The sequence below is a fragment of the Micromonospora sp. WMMD729 genome, from assembly GCF_049315225.1.
In the GTDB taxonomy this organism is placed as follows: Bacteria; Actinomycetota; Actinomycetes; order Mycobacteriales; family Micromonosporaceae; genus Micromonospora.
In genome coordinates this window covers 308,877-334,444 of record NZ_CP186059.1, presented here as the reverse complement: position 1 = coordinate 334,444, position 25,568 = coordinate 308,877, and the positions used below count along the sequence as shown (strand labels likewise).

Below are 25,568 nucleotides of genomic sequence, written 5' to 3'. Positions count from 1 at the left end.
ACCTTCAAGAGGCGAACCATGCCCGCGACCAGAACGCCCGTCTGCAGTAGCGGACACCGGCACGGACGCCGTGCGAGATGCGCGGACACGGCACGGCGCGGGCACAAGCACGGCCACGGCCACGGCCACGAGGACGGGCACGGGCACGGGCACGGAGACAGGCACGCCATGGGCGCCGTGCGAGATGCGCGGACACGGCACGGCGCGGGCACAAGCACGGCACGGGCGCGGGCACGAGGACGGGGACGGGGACGGCACGGCACGGGCAGGGAAGACAGGCACAGGCGGCTCGGCACGAGCATGAACACAGGCACCGGCCGGATCGAGCACAGGCATCGCCCGACACAACCAGCGGCAGCGCCGGATTCGCGATCGAAAATGACGCGCAAAGTACCCGCGACGTTACGAGCTTGTTTCCAAGATGACAACGAAGTTACGAGTGCTTCTGGAAGATCGGCGCCGATCCTACGTTTCGGCCACCGTCATCAGTCGTGACGGTCGGCACCGAACGTGGAGGCAACGACGTGCCACAACCGATCACACATCGGCCCGGACGGACCAGACGCGGCGTCAGCATCCTGGCCGCCGTGGCGCTGACCGCGGCCGGCCTGACCAGCCTGCCCGGCAGCGCCACCGCCGCCCCGACCAGCAGTGGCCCGACGGCCCGGTACCTGGTTCAGCTCGCCGAGGAGCCATTGGCGACGTACACCGGTGGGGTTCCGGGGATCGCGGCGACCAAGCCGGCGCCCGGCGGCAAGCTGAACCGCACCTCCGGCACCGCCAACGCCTACCGGGAGCATCTCCGGCAGCAACGCGCGGCCGTCCTGGCCGGCGTCGGCGTGCCGGCCGACCGGACCCGGGTCACCCTGGAGACCGCGTTCAACGGCTTCGCCGCGGACCTGACCGGGCCGCAGGCGGCCCGGTTGCGTGCGACGCGCGGCGTACGGGCGGTGTACGAGAGCCGCACCGTGCACGCGGCCACCTCGCACACGCCCGACTACCTCGGCCTCACCGGCAAGGGCGGGGCGTGGCAGCAGCAGTTCGGTGGGGACTCCCGCGCCGGTGAGGGCGTCATCGTCGGCGTCATCGACAGCGGGTACTGGCCGGAGAGCGCGAGCTTCGCGGCGCTGCCCACCCCCCGGCCGGACCAGGCGATCATCGACGCCAAGTGGAAGGGCACCTGCGACGTCGGCGTCGAGGCGCCGGTCACCTGCAACAACAAGGTGATCGGTGCGCGCTGGTACAACGACAGCGGAATCGCCGACGCGTTCCCGGACGACTATCAGTCCCCCCGGGACCGCAACGGTCACGGCACCCACACGGCCAGCACCGCCGCCGGCAACCACGGCGTACGGGCCACGCAGGGCGGCCGTGAACTGGGCACCATCTCCGGCATGGCGCCGGCCGCCCGGCTCGCGATCTACAAGGCGCTGTACGACAACGGCGCCGGCTCGGCGTCCGGTACGGACATCGACATCGTGCACGCGATCGACGACGCGGTCGCCGACGGCGTGGACGTGATCAACTACTCGATCGGTGACGACAGCGAGCAGTTCGGCGCGGTCGACGCGGCGTTCTTCAACGCGGCGGCGGCCGGGGTGTTCGTGGCGGCGGCCGCCGGCAACTCCGGCCCGTACCCCAACACGGTCGACAACTCGACGCCGTGGGTGACCACGGTGGCCGCGAGCACCACCGACCGGCAGAACAACCGGACGCTCACCCTCGGCGACGGTACCCGGATCACCGGGGCGGGCCTGGGCGACACCGGTGTCGGTCCGGCGCGGCTGGTCTTCGCCCGGGACAGCGCGCTCGACCCGGACGGCGCGTACGGCGCGGGCCTCTGCGCCGACGACACGCTGGACCCGGCCAAGGTGAAGGGCGCGATCGTGCTCTGCCTGCGGGGCGAGATCCCGCGTACCGACAAGAGCGTCGAGGTGGCCCGGGCCGGCGGCATCGGGATGGTGCTCTACAACGACGAACTGAATTCCCTCAACGCCGACGTCCAGACGGTGCCGACCGTCCACATCAACGAGGTGGACCTCGCCACGGTCACCGCGTACGTCGCCAAGGGCAACGCCACGGCGACCATCTCGCCGGCCAAGCTGGAAATCGTCGAAGCGCCGTCGGTCGCCGCGTTCTCGTCGGCGGGGCCGTCGAACCTCAACGCCGGTGAACTGCTCAAGCCGGACATCAGCGCGCCCGGGCAGGACATCGTGGCGGCGTTCTCGCCGTCCATCGGCGGGGAGGACTTCGCGCTGGAGTCCGGCACCTCGATGGCGTCGCCGCACATCGCCGGCATCGCCGCCCTGCTGCTGGCCAAACACCCCGACTGGTCGCCGGCGGTGGTCCGTTCCGCGCTGATGACCAGCGCCACGGACAAGACCGACAAGGGCAACCCGATCAAGATCGGCACCCGGGACGCGACCCCGCTCAACTACGGGTCCGGTCAGGTCAAGCCGGGCGACGCCTTCGACCCGGGCCTGGTGTACGACTCCGACCAGCAGGACTGGCTCAGGTACCTGTGCGGGGTGTCCGCCGACCGTGGCGGCGACTTCGGCCTCGGCAACCTGGCGGGCTGCGACACGATCGGCGCGATCGACACCGCGCAGCTCAACTACCCGTCGATCGCGCTCGGCCGGATGGTGGGCAAACAGACGGTCACCCGGACCGTCACCAACGTCGGCGACAAGACCAGCACCTACACCTCGTCGGTGCAGGCCCCGCCGGGTTACAAGGTCAAGGTCACCCCGGCGAAGATGCAGATCCGCCCCGGCAGGTCCGCCCGCTTCAGCGTGGAGGTCACCAACGCCGGTGGCGCGTTCGACACCTGGGCCGACGGCTCGCTCACCTGGAGCGACCAGTTCGAGCACCGGGTACGCACCCCGCTGATCGTGCACAACTCCGGCCTGGTCGCCCCCGACGCCATCGTGGGCAAGGGGACCTCTGGCAGCGTCCGGATCGCCGCGGAGGTCGGCTACCAGGGCAAGCTGATCTCGCAGCTCTCCGGCCTGACCTCGGGTACCAGTACCGCGGTGACCCTCACGGGCGACGCACCGAGCTGGGACTGGAGCACGTCGAACAACCTGCCCGTTCCGCTGCCCGCGTCGATGAGCAGGAGCACGTTGCACGTACCGGCCGGCACCCGTAACCCGATCGTGCAGGTGACGTCGGCGCGACCCACCTGCTCCCACATCGACTGGGACGACGAGGAGGGGGTGATGGAGTGCACGGAGTTCAGCGTCAACGTCTACGACAAGGACGGGAAGTTCGTCACCGCCACCGTCAGCGGCCGTGACGGCGCCAAGGTGACGTTGCCGGACGGTGCCGGCGACTACATCGTGGTCGTCGAGCAGGCGTTCACCGAGAACGTCGCGGACGAGACCAACGCCTACACGGTCACCAGCTACCTGCCGGGCGCGCCGGGCACCTCGACCGGCCGGTTCACCATCGACCCGAAGCAGCGCAGCGTGCAGCCGGGCGCGACGGCGAACCTCACCCTGCGCTGGTCCGGGCTCCAGCCCGGGCGGCGTTACCTCGGGGTGCTGGAGTTCCGCACCGGCGACGGGTCGCTCAAGACGGTTCCGGTCACCGTCCAGTCCTGACCCGAGCATGGCCCGGGGGCCGGCGTGTGACCTGAGTCACCGCCGGCCCGCCGGGCGGCCGGGCAGCGAAGCGCGGGTGATCTGCTCGCCCCACGGTGAGCGGCGACGACGACAACACGACGCGGGGCGGCGGGGGTTCCACCTTCGTGCGCCCCGCGCGCCTGCGCGGACCCGTCGAGTTCGTCGGACGCCGGGCAGAGCTGGCCCAGCTACGCAGGCTCGTCGAGACCCCGCCGTGCCTGGTCCTGCTCGAAGGCGAACCCGGCATCGGCAAGAGCCGACTGGTCACCGAACTTCTCGCCACACTGGACGGTCAGCACCTGGTGGGCGAGTGCGACGACGTGCCGGAGCCCTTTCCATTCGGCGTACTGCTGGACGCCATCCGGGCGGGCGCGGATCGCCTCGGACCGGCCGACGCGCTCAACCCGGTGGCGGGTGCGCTGGCGCCGCTCCTGCCCGAGCTGGCCGACGTGCTGCCCGCCGCGCCGCCACCGCTGGCCGACCCGGCAGCCGAACGGCACCGGCTGCTGCGGGCCGTCGCCGCGGTGCTGACCGCACTGAGCCCGGCCACCCTGCTGCTCGAGGACCTGCACTGGGCCGACCCGGCGACCTGCGAGTTCCTCGGCTACCTCAGTGCCCGTCCGGTGGACGGTCTGGCCGTGCTGCTCACCGCCCGCACGCCGCCGCCGGGCGGCAGCACACCGATCCACGACGTGCTCTCGCGTACGCCCCGAGCGGTCACCCGCGTCCCGCTGGGTCCTCTCGACGCCGACGACGTACGTCGACTGGCCGCCCGGACCCTGCGGCTGGACGATCCGTCGCCCCGGCTCACCGCCACCCTGCTCGACCGCACCGCCGGCATCCCGTTCGTGGTGGAGGAGGTGCTACGGACGCTCGCCGAGCGCGGCGGCGACCCCCTCGCCGACGACAGCGTGCCGTTCGTCCTGCAGGACGTGCTGCTCTGGCGACTGCGCCCGCTGGACGAGGCCACCCGCGAGGTGCTAGGCGCCGCCGCCGTGCTGGGCCGGGCACCCGATCAACGCGTCCTCGCCGCGGCGCTCGCCGAGGACCGGGCGACCGTGGGCGCGGCACTGGCCGTCGCGCACCGGGCGGGCGTGCTGCACGACGACGGCGAAGGGTTGCGGTTCCGTCATGACCTGGCCCGTCAGATCGTGTACCACCTGGTGCCCCGGGAGACCCGGGAGTGGCTGCACCTGCGCGTCGCCCGGGTGCTGGAGCAGGAACTGCCCCGACCGGTGGCCCAGCTCGCCCACCACTACCGGCTGGCCGGCAGCGGCGCCGACTTCGTCCGCAACGCCGAAGCCGCCGCCGACCTGGCGACCGAGCGCGGCGACGACGCGACCGCCGCCGACTTCCTGCTCCAGACGATGGACATCGCCGAGCTGCCCCGACCGGTCCGGGCGCGGCTGGCCGGCAAACTCGGCCGGTCGGCCATCGACGGGCTCAGTCAGGCGACCGCGATTCCGGTGCTGGAACGGCTGTTGGCCGACCGTCGGCTACCGCCGGGCACCCGGGGTGAACTGGGCCTGGTGCTCGGCCGGATGCTGCGTCAGCAGGGCGAGGCGCTGCGCGGGTACACCGAGATCGAACGGGCCGTGCCGTACCTGCGGGCACCGCGCCGCCGAGCCCCGGCCCTCGCGGTGCTGGCGGCGCCCGACACCGTGGTGGGACGGCATGTCGACGACCACCTGGCGCGGTGCGCGGAGGCGGAGGCCGCCGCGACGGCCAGCCGGGACCCGGCGGCGCACCTCGCGGTACGCATCGCCCGCGCCTCGCTGTTGCTGGAGCTGGGCGACCCGAACGGGTGGGCGTTGGTGGCGCAGCTGCGCGGCTCCACCGACCTGGTCGACCGGCCCCGCGAACACGCGCGGGCCTGTCTGAACTGGGCGCAGGGCGCGCTGCACGCCGGACACCTGGCCCGGGCCACGGCGCTGCTCGCCGATGGCCGCGAGCTGGTCGAGGAGACCGGCTACCAGCGGCTCGCGCCCCTGGTGGAGGCGACCGAGCTGTCGCTGGACCGGGCCGCCGGGCGGTTCGACGGGTTGGCCGAGCGACTGTCCCGGCTGGTGGTCAGTGCCGAACGGATGCCGGTCACCCTGCTCGACGCGCGGGCCGACCTGGCCACCGTGCTGGCCCGGACCGCCAGTGGGGACGACGAGGTACGGGCGGCCGACGGGGCGCTCCGGTCGGTGGTGACCGATGCTCGGCGGGTGGGCGCGATCTGGCCGCTGGTGCAGTCGCTCTCGGCGCTGGCCCGGCTGCTCCTGCGCCGGCAGCCGGACGAGGCCGTCCGGCACGCGACCGAGGCCCTGACGCTGGTGCGGGCCAAGGGCATCCTGGCGTGGGCCGCCGACGCGGTACCGGTGTTGGCCGAGGCGGCCGTGGCGGCGGGTGATCCGGCCCGCGCAGCGGACGCGATCGCCGAACTGGAGGCGGGCATCGCGGGCCGGGACGCGCCGCTCGCTCTCGCCGCGCTGCGCCGCTGCCGGGAGCTGATCCCGGCCTGAGCCGACGCGGGAGCGTGGCCGGTGGGGCGGCGGGGTACGGTCCGCGCAACGGCACGGACCCCTGCCACCGCCGGAAAGCCGCAGGAGGAGCGAGATGGAGCTGACCGAACCGACCGTCTGGAACGCGGAACGGTTGGAGCTGGGCGAAGGGCTGCGCTGGGTCGACGGCCGGCTGGTCCTCGTCGACCTGCTGGCCGGGCGGCTGCTGGAGACCGACGGCGACCGGCCTGCCCCGCTACGCGAGCTGCGCCGCCTCGACGTGCCGCTCGGCGCGGTCGCCCCGGTCGCCGACCGGCCCGGCGAGTGGCTGGCCGCCGCCGGCACCGGCATCGCCGTGCTGCCCGCCGCCGGCGACCCCCGGCCGGTCGCCGAACTGGTCGCCGACGCGCCCGAGCCGACCCGGATGAACGACGCCGTCGCCGACGGGCACGGCCGCTTCTGGGCCGGCAGCATGGCGTACGCGCAGACGCCCGGCGGCGGCACGCTGTTCCGGCTGGCGCCCGGTGCCGCGCCGGTGTCCGTGGTGACCGGCATGGCCATCCCGAACGGGCCGGCGTTCGACGCCGCCGGCACCACCATGTACCTGGCGGACACGCCGCGTGGCGCGATCGACCGGTTCACCGTCGACGCGGCCACCGGCGACCTGCACGGGCGGACGCCGTTCGTGCGGCTCTCCCCCGGCGAGGGCAGCCCGGACGGGATGACGGTCGACGCGGCGGACCACCTCTGGGTCGCGCTGTGGGGCGGCTCCGCCGTCCGCCGCTACCGGCCGGACGGCACCCTGGACCGGGAGATCCGGCTACCGGCGGCCCAGCCGGCCGGCATCTGCCTGGGCGGCGCCGACCTGCGGCGTCTCTTCATCGGCACCGCCTCGGTCGGCCTCCCGACGGCCGGACCGATGGACGGCGCGCTGCTCGCGGTCGACGTCCCCGTCCCCGGCCTGCCCACCCGGTACGCCAGCCCCGCCTGACGCAACGCCGGGCAGCCCACGCCGGCGCCCCCGACCTGACCACGGCCCGGCCGGACCGCGCACCGACGACGCCGGCCGAGCGACCCTGGCGACCCGAGGCATATCGGACGCCGGGGCGGGAATAGGCACGCGGTAGGTGAACAGTCGGTCGACCGGCAGGGGGCTGGACGATGAGCACCGTGGAGCGCGCGTGATGAACGGGCCGGTCGGCGACGAGCCGGTCGGCGAGCTGGAGTTGGTGCACACCTTCACCGGCCCGATGCCGACCGGGGTGAGCGTCTCGCACCAGGGGCGGATCTTCGTCAACTTCCCGCAGTGGGGTGACGAGCCGCCGGCCACCGTCGTCGAGCTGCGCGACGGCCAGGAGGTGCCCTTCCCCGACGAGGCGTGGAACAGCCCGTCCGGGGTCGACGACGCGGGCGCGTTCGTGTCGGTGCAGAGCAGCGTGGTGGACCCGGCGGACCGGCTGTGGGTGGTGGACACCGGCAGCCCGATGTTCCAGCCCACCAAGCCGGGCGGGCCGAAGCTGGTCCGGATCGACCTGGACACCGACACGGTGGCCCAGGTGATCACCTTTCCGCAGGACGTCGCACCGCCGACGACGTACCTCAACGACGTCCGCTTCGACCTGCGCCGGGGCGAGGCCGGGGTCGCGTACCTCACCGACTCGACGGACTCCGGGCCGAACGGGATCATCGTGGTGGACCTGGCCAGCGGTGCCTCCTGGCGGCGGTTGCACGACCACCCGTCCACGAAGGCGGACCCGGTGACGACCTTCCGCCCCTTCGTCGAGGGGCGCCCGCTGCTGAACCGGCCGGCGGACGGACCGGCGAAGCCGTTGGCGATGGGCTCCGACGGCATCGCCATCTCGGCTGACGGCGAGCGGCTCTACTACTCCCCGCTGTTGTCCCGGCACCTGCACAGCGTCTCGGCCCAGGCGTTGGCCGACCCGTCGGTGACCCAGGAGGCGGTGGCGGCGACCGTCGTCGACGAGGGGGACAAGGGGACCGGGTCGGACGGGTTGGAGTCGGACGACAAGGGGCGGCTCTACTTCACCTCGTACGAACACAACGCGGTGCTGCGGCGGTCGCCGGACGGCGCGTACGAGACCCTCGTGCACGACCCGCGCCTGCTCTGGCCGGACACCATGTCGGTGGCCACCGACGGGCGCCTCTACGTGACCGCCAACCAGCTGCACCGGCAGCCGCAGTTCCAGCGGGGCCAGGACCTGCGACGCAAGCCGTACGCGCTGTTCCGCGTCCGGATCGACGCCGGTCCGGTGCTGCTGCGCCGCTGAGCCGTAGGCATGGCCGCTCGGGCGGCGGGTAGCCCGTCGGGTGGCCGACTGGCAGGAGCTGTTCGTCCCGGACACCCCGCTGTTGGAGATCGTGGTCCGGGGCAGCGTCATGTACCTGGCGCTGTTCACCCTCCTGCGGGTCATTCTCAAGCGGGAGAGCGGCACCACCGGCGTCACCGACCTGCTGGTCATCGTGCTGCTCGCCGACGCCGCCCAGAACGGCATGTCCGGTGGCTACAACTCGGTGACCGACGGGGTGCTGCTGGTCGGGGTGATCATCGGTTGGTCGTACCTGCTGAACGCCGTGGCGTACCGCTGGCCGGCCGCCGCCCGGCTGATCCGACCCAGCTCGCTGGTGCTGGTGCGGGACGGACGGATCCTGCGGGAGAACATGCGCCGGGAGCTGATCACCGACGAGGAGTTGCACACCCTGCTGCGCGAGCAGGGCGTCGTCGACCTCGACCAGGTCCGGGAGGTGCGGATGGAGGCCGACGGACGGTTCAGCGTCACCACGCGTACGCCCGGCCGGCCCCGGGGGCACCGTGGCGCGCAGGGCGGTCTCGGCTGACCGCCGTCCTGCGCGGCGTCCCGCCTCAGCTCGCCGGCAGGGTGCGGTCCAGCAGGTCGAACAGGGCCACCCAGTGCCGCTCCGTGCCCTGCTCGTGGTACATCGGGGTGTCGGCCATGGTGAAGCCGTGGTGCGCGCCCTCGTACACCTCGGAGCGGTACCGCACGCCGGCGGCGTCGAGCGCCTGCTCCAGGGTGGCGATCTGCTCGGGCGTCATGGACTGGTCCGCGTCGGCGTGCCCGAAGTAGAGCTCGCCGGTGATCGAGCCGACGCCCCGGTGCGGGCTGTCCGGCGCGTCGGTGACGACCCGCCCGGCGTGGAAGCTGGCGACGGCCGCGATGCGGTCCGGGTGCGCCTCGATGGCCAGCAGCGCGTTGGTGCCGCCCATGCAGTAGCCGGTGATCGCGACCGGGCCCGGCCGGACGTCCTCGCGCGCGGCCAGGAAGTCCAGGTAGGCGGCGGTGTCGCGGCTGATCACGTCGGGGGTCAGCGCCCCGATCAGCGGCACGATCTTCTCGAAGAGAGCCCCCCGCTGGTCGGCCTCGCCGAGCCGGGACAGGTCGAACAGCGGCGCCCGGCCGGCCCGGTAGAACAGGTGGGGCGTGAGCACCAGGTAGCCCCGTTCGGCGATCCGCTCGGCCATCTCCACCAGGCGGGGCCGCGGCCCGAAGGCGTCCATGAACAGGAGCACGGCCGGGAACGGACCGTCGCCGTCGGGCCGGGTCAGGCTCGCGTCCGCCACACCGTCGCTGGTCGGGATGTCCACCGTCGTCGTCTGCACCGAGCCTCCTCGTACGCCGATCTTGGTCCGTCCACGACGTTACCCGTCCCGCCTGGGCGGCTGACGCCGGTGGGCCAGGCAGGAGCCGGCGATGAAGGACGCCGCGGGAACGCGCCCGCTCACGCCGGTACGAAGCGGACCGCGTCGGCGACCACGTAACCGTCGGTGTCCTCGGTACGGATCAGCACGCTCCCGTCGCTGCCCGCCGTGAACGGGTAGGTGCCCAGTGGCACCCACTGGCCGCCGGACTGCCGCTGGTCGACGGTCCGGGTGGTCACCCCACCGGAGTACGCGATGTCCACCGGCACGTTCGTCGCCCGGTTCGGGTGCGCGGTCCAGCGCAGGTGCACGGTCCACGATCCGGATGTGGGCAGTGTCGGGCGGAACCGCAGCCGGTTGACGCCCTTGGCGGTGTTGCCGTCGTGCTCGTAGTCCGCGCCGTGGTAGCCGCCGACGTCGCTGCTGCGCACCCAGGTACCGGCCCGGGTGATGCCGCTGGCCGAGGCGTTGTCGAGGATCACCTCGCCGGGCGTTCCCCAGTCCAGCACCCCGCCGTCCTGACGCAGCCGGGCCTGGAGGGCGGGTACGGAGACGGCCTGCACGGCGAGGTTGCCGGTGAGCGCCAGCGCCGCCGCGGTGGCCGCCGCCTGCCCGAGGATCATGAACACCGGCTCCATCCGGATCGAGCCGTACGCGATGTGGCTGGCCGACAGGCAGACCGGCACCAGCAGGTTGGCGCACTGGTTCTGGTGCGGGACGATCGCCCGGTAGCTCACCGGGTACGGCTGCGGGACGCTGATCTGCACGTCCCCCTCGTTGCGGACCCGCCCGTCGACCACCACGCGCTGGCAGTTGTGCGAGTCCATCGTGTAGCTGGCCAGGCCCACCGAGTCGGTGGCGCGTACCCGGCCCCGGCAGTCGGCCTCGGTCATCACATACGCGGAGACCATCCGGCGGGCCTCGCGGATGTAGAGCAGCGGCGGCCAGCCACCGGTGCTGGTGAACTCGTCGACCGGCAGCCCCCACCGGGCGGTCGAGTCGCGCACGGTCGCCGGCAGCCGGGGATCGTTGGCCAGGAACCACATCAGCCCCTGCTGGTAGGTGCGGTGGTCGGCGATGATGCCCTCCCGGACCGCCCAGCTCGCCGTCGGGTACGCGTGGTTGAGGCCGATGTGGTCGGTGGAGACCGCGCCGTTGTTGTTGGAGTCGGTCTTGCCACCACCGATCGAGTGGGTGGTGAAGTACGGCCCGGTGGCCCCGGCCTGGATGTGCCGCAGCAGCAGTTCGTACCGGATCGGGTCGTATCCGGACGGCTTGGCGAACGGGATGCGGTTCGCGGCCTGGGTAAGGCACATCCGGAAGCAGTACGCCTGGATGCGGTCGTCGCCGCTGCCGCGTGGGGCGAGTGGGGTGGCGGAGATCCCCGGCAGCAGGCCGCTGGCGGGCGAGCCGGCCGTCACGTACGGGTCGACGGGGTAGACGAACTGGTGGGTGTTGCCGGACTGCACCCCGTTGATCGTCTCGCCGTAGGTGTCGTTGGACTCCCGCCCGACGGTGAACCCCACCCCGGCCATGGCCAGCAGGTCACCCTCGTAGGTCGCGTCGACGAACGCCCCGCCGGAGTAGACCGACCCGTCCTCGGTGCGCAGTTCGGTGATCCGGTTGCCGCTGCGACCGAGGCTGGACAGCCGGGCCCCGACGACCACCGGGACGCCCGCCTCGGCCAGCATCTCGGCGAAGACCTCGGCGGCGACGTGCGGTTCGAAGGTCATCCGCAGCGGGGACGTCGGGGTGAGCGTCCCGCCGTGGTACCTGACGTACACCCGGCGGTAGAACTCGGCGGCCAGCCCGCCGATGGACGCCTGGACGCCGGTGTCGGTGGCCCCGAGCCCGGCGGTGCTCAGCCCGCCGACGTGGCTGGTGGGCTCGATGACCACGGCGGTGCGGCCGAGCCGGCGCATGGTGATCGCGGCGGCCAACCCGCCGGAGGTGGCGCCGTAGACGACCAGGTCGGCGGTGGTGACGGCGGCCCGGGCGGGGCCGGCGCGGAACGGGTCGGCCAGGCCGGCCAGGACGAGACCGGCGCCACCGGCGGTCAACAGCCGGCGACGGGACAGGGGAAGGGACACGGCGAACTCCATCGGGGTAACCGGAGGGGACGGTTACAGAAGCACGCCGCTGCCGCTGCGGTACGAAATTCTTCAATCTCTGCCGGCGGGTGTCAACGGGTCAGGGGCGGTAGCGGTAGCCCATGCCCGGCTCGGTGATGAGGTGGCGGGGACGGGCCGGGTCGTCCTCCAACTTGCGGCGGAGCTGGGCCAGGTACTGCCGCAGGTAGTTGGTCTCGTTCTGGTACTCCGGCCCCCACACCTCCTGAAGGAGCTGGCGTTGGCTCACCAGCTTGCCGGGGTGGCGCAGCAGCTTCTCCAGCACACTCCACTGGGTGGGGGTCAGCTTCACCTCGGTGTCGTCGTCGCGCCACACGCGGTGGTCGGCGAGGTCGACGGTGTGCCGGCCGATCCGCAGCGCGGGCACGGCCTCGCTGGGCGCGCCGAGTCGCCGGGTCACCGCGCGGATGCGGGCCAGCAGCTCCTCCACCCCGAACGGCTTGGTGACGTAGTCGTCCGCGCCCGCGTCGAGCGCGGCGACCTTGTCCTCGCTGCCGGCCCGGCCGGAGAGCACGATGATCGGTACGGCGGTCCAGCCGCGCAGACCCCGGATCACCTCCACGCCGTCGATGTCGGGCAGGCCGAGGTCCAGGACCACCAGGTCGGGTGGGTGGCTGGCGGCGGCCTTCAACGCGGCGGCCCCGGTGGCGGCGACGTCCACGTCGTACCGGCGGGCACGCAGGTTGATCCGCAGTGCCCGCAGGATCTGCGGTTCGTCGTCGACGACCAGGATGCGCGTCATTCCTGCGGCTCCTCCGGGCTGGTCTGGGCGGCGGCGGGCAGCCGCAGCACCATGGTGAGGCCACCGCCGGGGGTGGTCTCCGGGGTGATGCTGCCACCCATCGCCTCGGCCAGCCCTCGGGACAGGGCCAGCCCGAGGCCGACGCCGGTCTGGTTGTCCCGGTCGCCGAGGCGCTGGAACGGCAGGAAGACGTGCTCCCACTTGTCCTCCGGGATGCCCGGCCCCCGGTCGATGATCCGCAGCTCCACCTGACCGGCGTGCGCGCTCGCGGTGATCGTGGGCGGCTGGTCCGGTGGGCTGTACCGCAGCGCATTGGCGATGACGTTGACCAGCACCCTTTCCAGCAGGCCCGGGTCGGCGGTCGCGGCGGGCAGGTCGGCCGGGATGTCCGTGGCGACCGTCGCGGCCGCCGGGCCAAGTTCGTCAAGGGCCAGGGGTACGGCGTCCTCCAGGCCGATGGTGGTCGCCGTGATGCCGAGGGCGCCGGCCTGGAGGCGGCTCATGTCGAGCAGGTTGGCGACCAGTCTGGCGAGCCGGTCCAGCGACTCCTCGGCGGTCTCCAGCAGCTCCTCACGGTCGGCCTCGTCGAACTCGATGTCGTGGCTGCGCAGGCTGGTCACCGCCGCCTTCGCCGACGCCAGGGGCGTACGCAGGTCGTGGCTGACCGCGGCGAGCAGGGCGGTGCGCATCCGGTCGGCCTCGGCGAGCGGCCGCGCGGTAGCGGCCTCCTCGGCGAGCCGTTCCTGGCGTAGCGCGACGGCGGCCTGGGCGGCGAACGCCTCGACGATCCGCCGGTCGGCGGCCTCCAACCGCCGGCCGCAGAGCACGACGGTGATCCGCTCGTCGACGGGTACCGCCGTCTCGCCGCCCTCGGGGGTGCAGGCCGGGCCCTCACCGACGCTGGCCACGACGCTCCAGGCGTGCTCCTCGCGGGCCCGCTCGGGTCGGCCGCTCGCCTCCTCGGCCAGCTCCAGCAGGCTCACCGCGCGCAGCCCGAACGTCTCGCGGAGCTGGTCGAGCAGGGCGGGCAGCGGACGTTCGCCGCGCAGTACGCCTCCGGCCACGGCGGCGAGCGTCTGCGCGTCGGCGGCGGCCCGGGCGGCCTCGCGGGTCCGCCGAGCGGCCACGTCGACGATCCAGCTCACCGCGAGGGCCACCCCGACGAAGACGGCGAGGGCGAGCAGGTTGTCGGCCTCGGCGATGGTGAGCGTCCGGAACGGCGGGGTGAAGAACCAGTTGAGCAGCAGCGACCCGCCGAGCGCCGCGACCAGCGCCGGCCACACCCCGCCGACCAGCGCGACCCCGACCACCCCGGCGAGGAACAGCAGGATGTCGTTGGTCAGCGTCAGGTCGGGCAGCGCCTTCAGCAGCAGGGTGAGCAGCGGCATGCCGAGCACCGCGAGGCCGAAGCCGAGCAGCCGGCGACGTCGGGACAGCGCCGCCGGCACCGCCGCCGCCCGGCGGCCCTTGCCGGCCTGCTTGTGAGTGACCAGGTGCACGTCGATCGAGCCGGAGAGCGCGGTGGTGGTCACCCCGACGCCCCGGGCGAAGATCTGCGCGAGGCGGCCCCGCCGGCTGGCCCCGAGCACCAGTTGGGTGGCGTTCACGCCCCGGGCGAAGTCGAGCAGCGCGGCCGGGACGTCGGTGCCGAGCACCTGGTGGTACGTGCCGCCCAGGCTCTCGACGAGAACCCGTTGGCGGGCGAGCTGGGCCGGGTCCGCGCCGGCCAGGCCGTCGCTGCGGGCGACGTGCACGGCGAGCAGGTCGGCGCCCTTGCTGCGGGCCGCGACGCGGGCGGCGCGGCGGATCAGCGTCTCGCCCTCCGGCCCGCCGGTCAGCGCCACCACGACCCGTTCGCGGGCCTCCCAGGTGGCGGCGATGCCCTGCTGGTTGCGGTACCTGTCGAGCTGCTCGTCGACCTTGTCGGCCAGCCAGAGCAGTGCCAGCTCGCGCAGGGCGGTGAGGTTGCCGACCCGGAAGTAGTTGCCCAACGCGGCGTCGATCTTGTCGGGCCGGTAGATGTTGCCGTGCGCCATCCGGCGGCGCAGCGCCTCCGGCGTCATGTCGACAAGCTCGACCTGCTCGGCGGCGCGGACGATCTCGTCCGGCACGGTCTCCCGCTGGGTGGTGCCGGTGATCTGGGCGACGACGTCGTTCACCGATTCCAGGTGCTGCACGTTGACCGTGGACAGCACGTCGATTCCCGCGTCCAGCAGCTCCTGGACGTCCTGCCAGCGCTTGTCGTGCCGGGCGCCGGGCACGTTGCTGTGGGCCAGCTCGTCGACGACCGCGATCTCCGGCCGGCGGGCCAGCACCGCGTCCACGTCCATCTCGGTGAACTCGACGCCCCGGTAGGTCATCGTGCGCCGGGGCACCTGCTCCAGGTCACCGACCATCGCAGCGGTGTGCTGCCGGCCGTGGGTCTCCACGAAGCCGATCACCACGTCGGTGCCGCGCGCGGCTCGCCGCTGGGCCTCCTCCAACATGGCGTACGTCTTGCCGACGCCGGGAGCGGCCCCGAGGTAGATGCGTAGTTCTCCGCGTGGCACGGGAACCATCCTCCCTGGTCAGGGTGGCGGGCGGGGCCGTGCCCGGTCGGCACGGCCCCGCCCACGAGGGTGCTCAGCGTGCGGCGAACCGCTTGTCGAGCGCGAGGTTGAGTTCCAGCACGTTCACCCCGGGCGCGCCCATGAACCCGAGCGCACGCCCGGCGGTGTGCTCCTCGACGAGCTTGCGGACCGCCGCCGGGTCCGCGCCGCGCTCCCGCGCGACCCGGTTCACCTGCAACTCGGCGTACGCCGGGCTGATCTGCGGGTCGAGGCCGCTGGCGCTGGCGGTGACCGCATCGGCGGGTACCGCCGGGTCGGCCGGCGCGTCGCCCCGGATCGGGGTGACCACCCCGCCGGCAGCCACGTAGTCCTCGCCGGGCTTGGCCAACTCCACCGGCACCCCCTGGTACGAGGGGACGAACGGCGTGGCCGGGGCCACCTGGTTGACGCTGACCACCCGGGTGACCGGGCCGGTCAGGCCGTCGGCGTGGAAGACAGCGAGCACGGCGCCCACCCCGCCGGGGGTGCAGTATGGCCGGCTGCCGTCGACGCCGTTCAGCTCGCCGACGGCCTTGCTGCGCGCGCAGACCTGGGTGAGCAGGCTTTCGCTGGACTCCTCCGGGTCGGTGGCGATGGTGTCGACGACGCTCTCCGGGCCGAGGTTGCTGGCCGAGGTGGAGGTGGGGTCGTAGCCGTCGCCGGCGGCCGACGGGCGGGACTGGAAGTAGCGGGCGACGGGGTTGCCGTCGGCGTCGGTGAAGGACTGGCCGATCAGCGAGCTGCCGACCATGGTGCCGCCGGAGGTGATCAGCGAGCCGTCGGCCTTGTGGTGCAGGCCCGGTAGCTGACCGAGCGCGACCAGCGCGAGGGGGTAGACCAGGCCGAGCAGCACGGTGAAGACGAGCAGGGCGCGCAGGGCGGCGAGGTGTTGGGCGATCCAGGTGGGTAGGCGCATCACGAAATCCCCGGGACGAACTGGATGAGCAGGTCGATGAGCTTGATTCCGATGAACGGCACGATGATGCCGCCCAGGCCGTAGACCAGCAGGTTGCGGCTGAGCAGCTTCGACGCGGCGGCCGGCCGGTACCGCACGCCGCGCAGGGCGAGCGGGATCAGCGCGATGATCACCAGGGCGTTGAAGATGACGGCGGACAGGATCGCCGACTCCGGGCTGGCCAGCCGCATGATGTTCAGGGCGTCCAGGCTCGGGTAGAGGCCGGCGAACATGGCCGGGATGATCGCGAAGTACTTCGCGATGTCGTTGGAGATGCTGAACGTGGTCAGCGCTCCCCGGGTGATCAGCAACTGCTTGCCGATCTCCACGATCTCGATGAGCTTGGTCGGGTCGGAGTCGAGGTCGACCATGTTGCCGGCCTCCTTGGCGGCCGACGTGCCGGTGTTCATGGCGACTCCGACGTCGGCCTGGGCGAGCGCCGGCGCGTCGTTGGTGCCGTCGCCGGTCATCGCGACCAGCCGGCCGCCCTCCTGCTCCCGCTTGATCAGCGCGAGCTTGTCCTCCGGCGTCGCCTCGGCGAGGAAGTCGTCCACCCCGGCCTCGTCGGCGATGGCCTTCGCGGTGCGCGGGTTGTCGCCGGTGATCATCACGGTCCGGATGCCCATCCGGCGCATCTCGTCGAACCGTTCGCGCATGCCGGACTTGACCACGTCCTTGAGGTGGATGACGCCGAGGGCGCGGGCCGGTTCACCGTCGACGTGTTCGGCGACGACGAGCGGGGTGCCGCCGGTGCCGCTGATCGCGTCCACGATCTCGCCGACCTGCTCGGTGGGGTGGCCGCCGTTCTCGCGTACCCACTTCATGACGGCGGCGGCGGCGCCCTTGCGGACCCGGCGGCCGGCGCCCGACGCGCCGCCGTCGACGCTGGCGTCCGGGGTGAGGTCGACGCCGCTCATCCGGGTCTGCGCGGTGAACGGTACGAAGGTGGCGTGCGGCATGACGCCGGGTTCGCGTTCGCGCAGCCCGTACTCGTTCTTGGCCAGCACGACCACCGAGCGCCCCTCCGGGGTCTCATCGGCCAGGCTGGAGAGCTGGGCGGCGTCGGCCACGGTCGCGGCGTTGACGCCCTCGACCGGGACGAACTCGGCGGCCTGCCGGTTGCCCAGGGTGATGGTGCCGGTCTTGTCCAGCAGCAGGGTGTTGACGTCGCCGGCCGCCTCGACGGCCCGACCGCTCATCGCCAGCACGTTGCGCTGGACGAGACGGTCCATGCCGGCGATGCCGATGGCGGACAGCAGCGCGCCGATGGTGGTGGGGATCAGACAGACCAGCAGCGAGACCAGCACGACCCCGGTCACACCGGAACCGGTGATCGCCCCACTGTCCGGCGCGGCGGCCTGGTACGCCTTGGAGAAGATCGCGAGGGGCTGGAGGGTCACCACGGCCAGCAGGAAGATGACGGTGAGCGCGGCGAGCAGGATGTTCAGCGCGATCTCGTTCGGGGTCTTCTGCCGGTTGGCACCCTCGACCAGGGCGATCATCCGGTCGATGAAGCTCTCCCCCGGCTTCTGGGTGATCTTCACGATGATCCGGTCGGAGAGCACCTTGGTGCCGCCGGTGACCGCGCTGCGGTCGCCGCCGGACTCGCGGATGACCGGGGCCGACTCGCCGGTGATGGCCGACTCGTCGACGCTGGCGATGCCCTCGACGATGTCGCCGTCGCCCGGGATGATCCCGCCGGCCTCGACCAGCACGATGTCGCCCTGGCGCAGGTCCGGCGCGGGCACCGCCTCGTCGCGGTAGGTGTTGGCCCGCGCGCCGGGCTTCCAGTCGACCAGCCGGGTGGCGATGGTGTCCTTCTTGGCCTGCCGCAGGGTCGCGGCCTGGGCCTTGCCCCGGCCCTCGGCGACCGCCTCGGCCAGGTTGGCGAAGACCACGGTCAGCCAGAGCCAGGCGGTGATCGCCCAGGCGAAGACCGACGGGTCGGTCACCGCCAGGACGGTGGTGAAGGCCGCGCCGACCTCCACGATCAGCATCACCGGGTTGCGCCAGAGCGTGGTCGGGTTGAGCTTGCGCACCGCGTCCGGCAGAGACCGGACGAGCTGCTGGGGGTCGAGCAGGCCCCCGCCGATCCGGTCGCCCTGGGTGGCCGGGGAGCCGGGGAGCTGCTCTGTCGGGGCGGACGTGACGGACATGTCCTCGTTCCTCATGATGGTCAGAGCCCCTCTGCCAGCGGGCCGAGCGCGAGCGCGGGCAGGAAGGTCAGCGCGACCAGGACCACCGTGACGCCGACGACCATCCCGATGAACAGCGGTCGGTGGGTCGGCAGGGTGCCCTCGGACGCGGGGGTGGGTGCCTGGCGGGCCAGCGAGCCGGCCAGCGCGAGCACGAAGATGAGCGGCAGGAACCGGCCCAGCAGCATGCACAACCCGAGCGCGGTGTTCCACCAGGGCGTGTTCACAGTGATGCCGGCGAAGGCGGAGCCGTTGTTGTTGCTGGCCGAGGTGAACGCGTACAGCACCTCGGAGAGGCCGTGCGGGCCGACGTTGAGCGCCGTGGAGTTGTTGCCGGTGGCGAAGGCGGCCGCCGTACCGACGAGCACCAGGATCGGCGTGATCAGGAAGTACAGCGAGGCGAACTTGATCTCGCGCGAGCCGATCTTCTTGCCCAGGTACTCGGGGGTGCGGCCGACCATCAGACCGGCCACGAAGACGGTGATCACCGCGAGGATCAGCAGGCCGTACAGGCCCGAGCCGACACCGCCGGGCGCGACCTCGCCGAGCATCATGTTGACCATCGCCATCATGCCGCCGAGCGAGGTGAACGAGTCGTGGAACGAGTTCACCGCGCCGGTCGAGGTGAGCGTGGTGGCGGCGGCAAACGTGGCGGAGTTCGAGACGTCGAACCGGACCTCCTTGCCCTCCAGCGCCGCGCCGACCGCCTGCGGCACCGTGCCGTGGCCGGCCAGCTCGAACACGTTGGTGAGGGTGATGCTGACCAGCGCGAGGATGCCCATCACCGCGGCGATGGCGTAGCCCTGCCGGTTCTGCCCGACCATCCGCCCGAAGACCCGGGGCAGGCTGAACGGGATCAGCAGGATCAGGAAGATCTCCAGCCAGTTGGTCCAGGTGGTCGGGTTCTCGAACGGGTGCGCGCTGTTGACGTTGTAGAAGCCGCCGCCGTTGGTGCCCAGCTCCTTGATCACTTCCTGGCTTGCCACCGGACCACCGGTGATCGTCTGGCTGCCGCCGGTCAGCGTGCTGACGTCGGTGCCGGCGGAAAGGTTCTGCACCACCCCGCCGATGATCAGCGCGATCGCGCCGAGGACCGCGATCGGCAGCAGAATGCGCAGCACGATCCGGGTCAGGTCGACCCAGAAGTTGCCGAGCTGCCCGGTGCGGCTGCGGGCGAAGCCGCGCACCAGCGCGACCGCCACCGCGATGCCGACCGCCGCCGACACGAAGTTCTGCACGGCCAGGCCGGCCATCTGCACCAGGTGGCCCATCGTCGACTCACCCGAGTACGACTGCCAGTTCGTGTTCGTCACGAACGACACGGCCGTGTTCCACGCGCCGTGCGGCACCACCGGGTCGAAACCCAGCGACAGCCACAGGTGGTTCTGCACCCGCTGGAACAGGTACAGGAACAGGATCGAGACGGCCGAGAACGCCAGCACGCTGCGGGCGTAGACGCCCCAGGTCTGCTCGCCGGCCGGGTTGACCCCGACCAGGCGGTAGATCCCCCGCTCGACCCGCGACTGCTTCGTCCCGGAGACGGCCCGGAACATGTAGTCGCCGAACGGCTTGTAGACGGCCACCAGGGCCGCCACCAGCGTCAGCACGAAGATGACGCCCGCTGTTGTCGTGGTCATCAGAAGCGCTCCGGGAATACCAGGGCGAACACCAGGAACGCGCCCAGGACGATCGCGAGCACCAGACCGACGGCGTTGACCGCGTTCACAGCTTCTCCACCGCCCGGACCACCAGGGCGAGCACTGCGAACAGCGCCACCGTGAGGACCACGAACACCACGTCAGACACGCTGACTCCTCTTACCGGAAAGGTTCGTCGCGACCGCCTTCCGATCGCGCCGGGCAATCAAAGCGCCACCACCCGCCGGAGGGCAGGGGTCATAACGCGACCATGACGGAGCCGAACCTTTTCTTGACGCGGTTTTCACGCGGGCACCTGATCAGGTGAAACGCCGCACAGCGGCGCTATGGCCGGCGGGGCGAGGGGTGGTCGCGGGCCCTTTGCTCTGCTTCAACGGAGGCAACACCGAGGCACCGGAACTGTTGCGCCGGTTGAAGCAGAGCAAAGGGCCGGAGAAGGGTGGCCGGGGGCCGTCCGGGGCGGGCGGGCCGAGCCGGGGGGGTCAGGCCGGCTTACGGGCCACCAGCACGTCGCGCATGATCGACTGGTCGACCCGGTGCCGCAACGCGCGGTAGGGCTCGTCGTCGACCACGATCAGGCCCGCGTCGGCCAGCGCCGCCGCCGCGTCGTCGCGGCTCGCGACGTGCGTGTTCCACGAGATGCCGAGCGCGCCGCCGGGCCGGAGCACCCGCGCCCAGACCGGCGCGGCGTCCGCGAGCAGTGCCAGCGGGTCGCGCGACAAACCCTGATCGGCGGTACGACTGCCGTGCTGTACGCCGTACGGGGCGTCGGCGACCACCAGGTCGACGGTCTCCGGGCGGAAGAACTCGCCCGCGCGGGTGGTGTCCGCGTTGACCACGTCCAACAACTGCGTGCGGCCCGCCTTGTGCTCCTCGCGGGTCGGGGCCAACTCGATGCGTACCCGCCGGCCGACCACCTTGCGCTCGCGCCGCACCGGTCCCGATTCCAGCACCCGGTGCTTGATGCGCTTCTGCTTCAACCAGGTCGTGACGAACGCCCGGTACGCCTCGACGTCCTTCTGGTCCCGCTCGATGCCGGCCGCGTCGAAGCCGTACATCAGCGCCTGGTTGAGGGTGGTGCCCCGACCGCAGAGCGGGTCGAGCACCCGGAACCGGCGCTCGGTCAGCTCACCGGCCCAGTCCGAGGCGAGCAGGGTGACGTTCAGCAGCAGCTTGGTGAACTGCTCGTTGGTCTTGCCCACGTACTTCTGGATGGTGAGCAGGTCGTCGTCGTACCGGTCCAGCCGGCTCCACTCGACCGGGCGCAGCAGGTCGCCGACGATCTCGAACAGCGCGTACCCGGCGGAGAGGTTGCCCAGGACGGCCAGGTCGCGCTCGGTCAGCCCGTCACCGGCGAACGTGACGTACGTCGCGCCGCCCACGACCTCGGTGGCCAGCTCCCCGATCCGGCCGGCGAGCGCCGACCGGCCGAAGATCTCCAGCTCGGCCCGGGTGAGGTCGATGGCGGATCGGGCGTACACCCGATTGGTGGCGGGGAGGATCAGCAGGCCGTAGCGCGTCATGATCGGGCGAGTATTCCACAACGCGTGACGACCGCCGGGAACCGGAGCGACGCCCGGACCGACTACCCACACATGGGGTGTGAGCAGTGGCGGGAGATCCTGTCCGCGCAGCTGGACGGTGAGGAGACCGCCGCCGAACGGGCGGCGGCGCAGGGGCACCTGGACGAGTGCGCCAAGTGCCGGGCGTGGTTCGCTACGGCCGCGGCGGTGACGCGCCGCGTTCGTACCCGATTGGTCACCGACGTCCCTGACCGGACCGACGCGATCCTGGCCGCCATCGGCGGCGCTGCCGCAGCCGGCGCGACCGTCGACGCCGGCGCGGCCGCCGACGCCGCGCCGCCGACCCGCCGGTCGCGGTGGCGGCCCCACCTGCCCGGACGCGGCGCCCTGGTCGTCGGGCTGCGCGCGGCGCTCGGCCTGCTCGGCGCGGTCCAACTGGTGCTCGGCCTGGCCCAGGTGGGCCGGGGCGCCACCGCCGAGCACCTGCACGCCTCCGGCCAGCACCTCTGGCACGAGTCGGCCGCCTGGAACGTGGCGGTCGGGGCGGGCTTCCTCTTCGTGGCGGTACGCCGTAGCCCGCCGGCCGGCCTGCTGCCGATGCTCAGCGCGTTCGTCGGCACGCTGCTGCTGCTCTCGGTCAACGACCTGGCCACCGGGTCGGTCGGGACGGAACGGCTGGTCAGCCACGGGTTCCTGGTGGTCGGTTACCTGATCACCGTGCTGCTGTCCCGCCCCGGGCTGCGGCCCGGCGGGCCCGCGCCGCAGCGGCAACCGACGCCGTCGCGTTGGCGCTTCGGCACGGACGAGGGCGAACGGCCGCTGCGGGTGGTCAACTCCGGGGCGTACCCCGCGCAGGCCGCCGACCGGTACGCCGCCCCGGCGGCACGGACCGACCGACGGGCGGCCTGATCCCAGGAGCGGTGCCCTGCCGCTGACTAGGCGCGCGGGTCGATCGGGCGTGGCGGCTCCTCGGCGGCGATGACCTGCGGAATGACCTGCTCGACGATGGTCAGCAGGGTGGTGGTGAGCAGCAGGTGCACCTGGGCGCGGGTCAGCGCGCCACGCTGGAGCCACTCGCGGGCGGTCGACGTCGCCAGCCCGCCGTACGCCCGGACCATCCCGCGCAGCTCCTCGCGGTGCTCCGCCTCGTCGGCCAGCCCGACGGCGACCAGCATCCGGTCCGCGGCGACCTCCTCGGCCTCGGCCAGCACCCGCTCCACGTCGGCGTCGCCGCCCATCCCCCGCGCGGTGACCGCTGCCAGCCAGGACGTGCTGTGCCGGGACACCACGTCGAGGAACCACGAGACGCTGGCGTCGACCCGGGTCCGCAGATCGCCCTTCGGCAGCCGTTCGAGGGCCACCTCCGGGATGGTCACCATGACCCGGACGACCTCCAGGTAGAGGTCCTTTTTGGTGCCGAAGTAGTGGTTGACCAACCCGCGGGCGACGCCCGCCTCCCGGGCGACGTCGGTGGTCGACACGTCGGCGTACGGCCGCTCGCCGAACAGCCGGACCGCACAGGCCAGGATCTGGCCGCGCCGGGCGTCCGGCTCCAACCGGCGACGACGGGGAGCGGTCTCGACCTTCATCTGCCCGACCCTAGCGGCCCCATCCCGACTGACCACCGCCCTCGCCGTGATCACGGGTAGTAACGGATCCGTGCGGCTCTTCAGGGACAATCAACCAAAAGTCCAGAGTGCCGTTTTAGCCTGCGTAGTGCCCCATCCTGGCGATGTGTCCACAGGGTTCGCCAGGGCAGCACACAAGGGAGCACCATCTTGATTTCTCGACGTCGAGTGCTCACCGGCGCGGCCGGCGCGGCGGTGGGTCTGTCGGCCGCCGGCACGTTCAGCGGGTCCGCGACGGCAGCGCCGGCCACCTCCGCCGACGTGACCGCACCGCTGGCCGCCCCGCGCGGCCGCCTGATGAGCAGGACGGTGGTGACCTCGCCGGCCATCCCGCTGACCCACCTGTCCGTCCGGCACGGCGGCCCCTCGGCGGCGGTCCGCCTGCGCACCGGCAAGGGGTGGAGTGACTGGCTGGAACTGAACGCGTGCCAGCACGGCCGGGACGGCGGCCGGGCGACGGTCCGCTCCACCGTCGTGGTGGCCAACGGCGCCACCGCGTACGAGGTCCAGACCGCCGATGGCTCCGACGCCACCGTGGCCGAGCTGAACATGATCGACGGGCCCCGGCGTACGGTCGTCAACCCGCGGACGAACAGCCTTCCGGCACCGCGCGGCGGCCGACAGCCGACGTACCTGCCGCGCGCCCGCTGGGGCGCGGACGAGTCGCTGCGCCTCGCCGAGGACGGCGGCGAACTGTGGCCGGCCGAGTTCTTTCCGGTGCAGACGCTGACGGTCCACCACAGCGGCGTGTACGAGCACAACGAGGACCCCGACCCGGCCGCGACGGTCCGGGCCATCTACTACGACCAGTGCGTCCTTCAGGAGTTCGGCGACATCGGCTACCACCTGCTGATCGACGAGGCGGGACGGATCTACGAAGGCCGCTACTCCGACCCGGGACCCCTGCCGGTGTACGGTCCCGGCCTCGGCACCGACGGTCGACCGCTCATGGTCAACGCGGCGCACGTCGGTGGCTACAACGCCGGCAACATCGGCATCTGCCTGCTGGGCCGGTTCACCTCCCAGCAGCCCAGCGCCGCGGCGCACCGGTCGCTGGTGTTCGTCCTGGCGGGCCTCGCCGCCGCCGGTCGGCTCGCCCCCGGCGCCAAGACCAACTACGTCAACCCGGTCAGCGGGGCGAGCGGCACCGTCGACGTCATCTCCGGCCACCGCGACTGGGCCACCATCGGGGCCGATCCGACCGAGTGCCCCGGCGACGCCTTCCACCCCTACCTCGGCAAGCTCCGCCAGGAGGTGGCGGTGCTGCTGAGGCAGTTCCCGACGCCGCCGAAGCACCCGCACTAGGTGACCCGCGCCCCACCGTCTCCGTCTCGACTCCGTCTCCCCCGACGCCCGGCGGAGGCGGTGGGGCGCGCTCGTTCTCGGCAGTGATCACTTGATGCTCACCAGTTCGGCGGGCGTTCCCGGCGACTGGTCAGCATCAAGTGATCACCGGAGCCTTCTCCGGCGGACCAGGTGTCGGCCGAGGTGCCGCAGGTTGGACGTCTCGGAGTAGAGCGCCGCGTTGATCGCACCGACCGCGACCCCCGGGGCGCGCTGCACCCGGTCGACGTCCTGCACCACCCGGCCGATCAACGCCAGCCGACACCGCAGGTCGAACAACTCCCGCCGCGCGCAGTGCAACGCCGTCTCCAGTCCCCCGACCCGCTCGCGCAACCACGCCAACTCCGTCGCCTGATCCACCACGCCCACCTCTCGCCAGCCCGCGCCCACCCGGCCCAATCCCTTTTCGGACCGCCACGTTCACCCTCACCCATTCGAGGGGGACTGCGCAAGTAGGTAGACGCAATTCGGCATGCCTGATCGCCCTACCGTCAAGTAATGGGTGGAGTACCGGGTCCGCTGGTCGGTCCGCACGAGCTGCAAGAGCTGCTCGGCGTGAGTCGGACCCGCATGCGCCAGCTCATCCGCTACCCGACCTTCCCCGAACCGTTCCAGCGGCTGCACGGCACCACGGTTTGGTTGCGGGCTGATGTGGAGGCGTGGATCGCCGAGCACCGCCCGCCGCGCCCCACCGACGGCGACGAGGCCGAGTAACTCCGCCCCGCCTCGCGTCCACAGAGTCACCGGCCAATGCCGCCCGAGAAGCCTGATTCGTCGCGCTTGATCCACCTCGCGGAGGCTCGGAACCTCGCAATCTTGGACAGTTTCCGTTAGGAGCTAACGGAAACTGTCCAAGATTGCGCACGGGCCACGGTGATTGAGGCATCAACGAAGATGGTGGCGCTGGTTGGGACCCCTTCGGGCACCTCCGGTTGTCGGCGACGGAATGCCGCGTCGCGCCGGCTGGCGACCGCCCGGCCCAAGGCTGGTGAGAGGCGTGACCCGGACTCCGTCAACCAGG

Annotated in this window: 19 protein-coding genes; 8 read left to right on the top strand and 11 right to left on the bottom strand. The window is 72.3% G+C overall.

Annotation, left to right across the window (positions count from 1 at the left end; all coding sequences use genetic code 11):
- Positions 1–587 precede the first annotated feature (587 nt).
- The 5 genes from ACN263_RS01525 to ACN263_RS01505 all read left to right on the top strand — a co-directional run bounded on the left by ACN263_RS01525 (position 588) and on the right by ACN263_RS01505 (position 8,965).
- Positions 588–3,602 carry a S8 family serine peptidase gene (locus ACN263_RS01525; RefSeq protein WP_422738043.1) on the top strand — a complete coding sequence of 1,005 codons (3,015 nt, stop codon included), beginning with the start codon at positions 588–590 and terminating at the stop codon, positions 3,600–3,602.
- 95 nt (positions 3,603–3,697) lie between these two features.
- Entirely contained in the window at positions 3,698–6,130 is a 2,433-nt protein-coding gene (locus ACN263_RS01520) for an ATP-binding protein (protein WP_422738042.1), read from the top strand.
- 94 nt (positions 6,131–6,224) lie between these two features.
- On the top strand, positions 6,225–7,100 hold the full coding sequence (locus tag ACN263_RS01515) for an SMP-30/gluconolactonase/LRE family protein (protein ID WP_422738041.1): 876 nt from the start codon (positions 6,225–6,227) through the stop codon (positions 7,098–7,100).
- 193 nt (positions 7,101–7,293) lie between these two features.
- Positions 7,294–8,397 carry an L-dopachrome tautomerase-related protein gene (locus ACN263_RS01510; protein ID WP_422738040.1) on the top strand — a complete coding sequence of 368 codons (1,104 nt, stop codon included), beginning with the start codon at positions 7,294–7,296 and terminating at the stop codon, positions 8,395–8,397.
- 40 nt (positions 8,398–8,437) lie between these two features.
- On the top strand, positions 8,438–8,965 hold the full coding sequence (locus ACN263_RS01505; RefSeq protein WP_422738039.1) for a DUF421 domain-containing protein: 528 nt from the start codon (positions 8,438–8,440) through the stop codon (positions 8,963–8,965).
- Between the two features lie 25 nt (positions 8,966–8,990).
- Here ACN263_RS01505 and ACN263_RS01500 read toward each other — a convergent pair whose 3' ends face one another.
- The 9 genes from ACN263_RS01500 to ACN263_RS01460 form a co-directional block, all read right to left on the bottom strand.
- Positions 8,991–9,746, bottom strand: coding sequence for a dienelactone hydrolase family protein (locus ACN263_RS01500; protein ID WP_422738038.1), 756 nt, complete (start codon positions 9,744–9,746; stop codon positions 8,991–8,993).
- 119 nt (positions 9,747–9,865) lie between these two features.
- Positions 9,866–11,875, bottom strand: coding sequence for an FAD-dependent oxidoreductase (locus ACN263_RS01495; RefSeq protein ID WP_422738037.1), 2,010 nt, complete (start codon positions 11,873–11,875; stop codon positions 9,866–9,868).
- 100 nt (positions 11,876–11,975) lie between these two features.
- Complete coding sequence (locus ACN263_RS01490) at positions 11,976–12,656, bottom strand: response regulator (RefSeq protein WP_355049118.1); 681 nt, start codon at positions 12,654–12,656, stop codon at positions 11,976–11,978.
- Positions 12,653–15,205, bottom strand: coding sequence for a DUF4118 domain-containing protein (locus tag ACN263_RS01485; protein ID WP_422738036.1), 2,553 nt, complete (start codon positions 15,203–15,205; stop codon positions 12,653–12,655). The genes ACN263_RS01490 and ACN263_RS01485 overlap by 4 nt, the downstream gene beginning before the upstream one ends.
- A gap of 73 nt (positions 15,206–15,278) precedes the next feature.
- The gene (locus ACN263_RS01480; RefSeq protein ID WP_422738035.1) at positions 15,279–16,160 is read right to left on the bottom strand and encodes a potassium-transporting ATPase subunit C; all 882 of its coding nucleotides are present in this window, start codon (positions 16,158–16,160) and stop codon (positions 15,279–15,281) included.
- Positions 16,160–18,355 (bottom strand): potassium-transporting ATPase subunit KdpB, encoded by a 2,196-nt coding sequence (kdpB, locus tag ACN263_RS01475; RefSeq protein WP_422738034.1) that lies wholly within the window; start codon positions 18,353–18,355, stop codon positions 16,160–16,162. Before kdpB ends, ACN263_RS01480 begins: the two co-directional genes overlap by 1 nt.
- 20 nt (positions 18,356–18,375) lie before the next feature.
- Positions 18,376–20,031: a potassium-transporting ATPase subunit KdpA gene (kdpA, locus tag ACN263_RS01470; protein WP_422738033.1), complete on the bottom strand. Its 1,656-nt coding sequence runs from the start codon at positions 20,029–20,031 to the stop codon at positions 18,376–18,378.
- Positions 20,031–20,120: a potassium-transporting ATPase subunit F gene (locus ACN263_RS01465; RefSeq protein ID WP_422738032.1), complete on the bottom strand. Its 90-nt coding sequence runs from the start codon at positions 20,118–20,120 to the stop codon at positions 20,031–20,033. Before ACN263_RS01465 ends, kdpA begins: the two co-directional genes overlap by 1 nt.
- Positions 20,121–20,534: 414 nt before the next feature.
- A complete protein-coding gene (locus tag ACN263_RS01460; RefSeq protein ID WP_422738031.1) occupies positions 20,535–21,575 on the bottom strand; it encodes a TRM11 family SAM-dependent methyltransferase in 1,041 nt (346 codons plus the stop codon).
- Positions 21,576–21,647: 72 nt separating this feature from the next.
- Between ACN263_RS01460 and ACN263_RS01455 the strand changes: the two genes are divergently transcribed.
- Positions 21,648–22,484, top strand: coding sequence for a zf-HC2 domain-containing protein (locus tag ACN263_RS01455; RefSeq protein ID WP_422740562.1), 837 nt, complete (start codon positions 21,648–21,650; stop codon positions 22,482–22,484).
- Between the two features lie 26 nt (positions 22,485–22,510).
- Here the strand turns inward: ACN263_RS01455 and ACN263_RS01450 are convergent, their stop codons facing one another.
- A complete protein-coding gene (locus ACN263_RS01450; RefSeq protein WP_422738030.1) occupies positions 22,511–23,164 on the bottom strand; it encodes a TetR/AcrR family transcriptional regulator in 654 nt (217 codons plus the stop codon).
- A gap of 189 nt (positions 23,165–23,353) precedes the next feature.
- Between ACN263_RS01450 and ACN263_RS01445 the strand changes: the two genes are divergently transcribed.
- The gene (locus ACN263_RS01445) at positions 23,354–24,508 is read left to right on the top strand and encodes a peptidoglycan recognition protein family protein (RefSeq protein ID WP_422738029.1); all 1,155 of its coding nucleotides are present in this window, start codon (positions 23,354–23,356) and stop codon (positions 24,506–24,508) included.
- Positions 24,509–24,652: 144 nt separating this feature from the next.
- On the opposite strand, the gene ACN263_RS01440 is transcribed toward ACN263_RS01445, so the two are convergent.
- Complete coding sequence (locus ACN263_RS01440; protein ID WP_422738028.1) at positions 24,653–24,907, bottom strand: hypothetical protein; 255 nt, start codon at positions 24,905–24,907, stop codon at positions 24,653–24,655.
- Positions 24,908–25,045: 138 nt separating this feature from the next.
- On the opposite strand from ACN263_RS01440, the gene ACN263_RS01435 reads away from it, so the two are divergent.
- Positions 25,046–25,261: a helix-turn-helix transcriptional regulator gene (locus ACN263_RS01435; RefSeq protein ID WP_422738027.1), complete on the top strand. Its 216-nt coding sequence runs from the start codon at positions 25,046–25,048 to the stop codon at positions 25,259–25,261.
- Positions 25,262–25,568 lie beyond the last annotated feature (307 nt).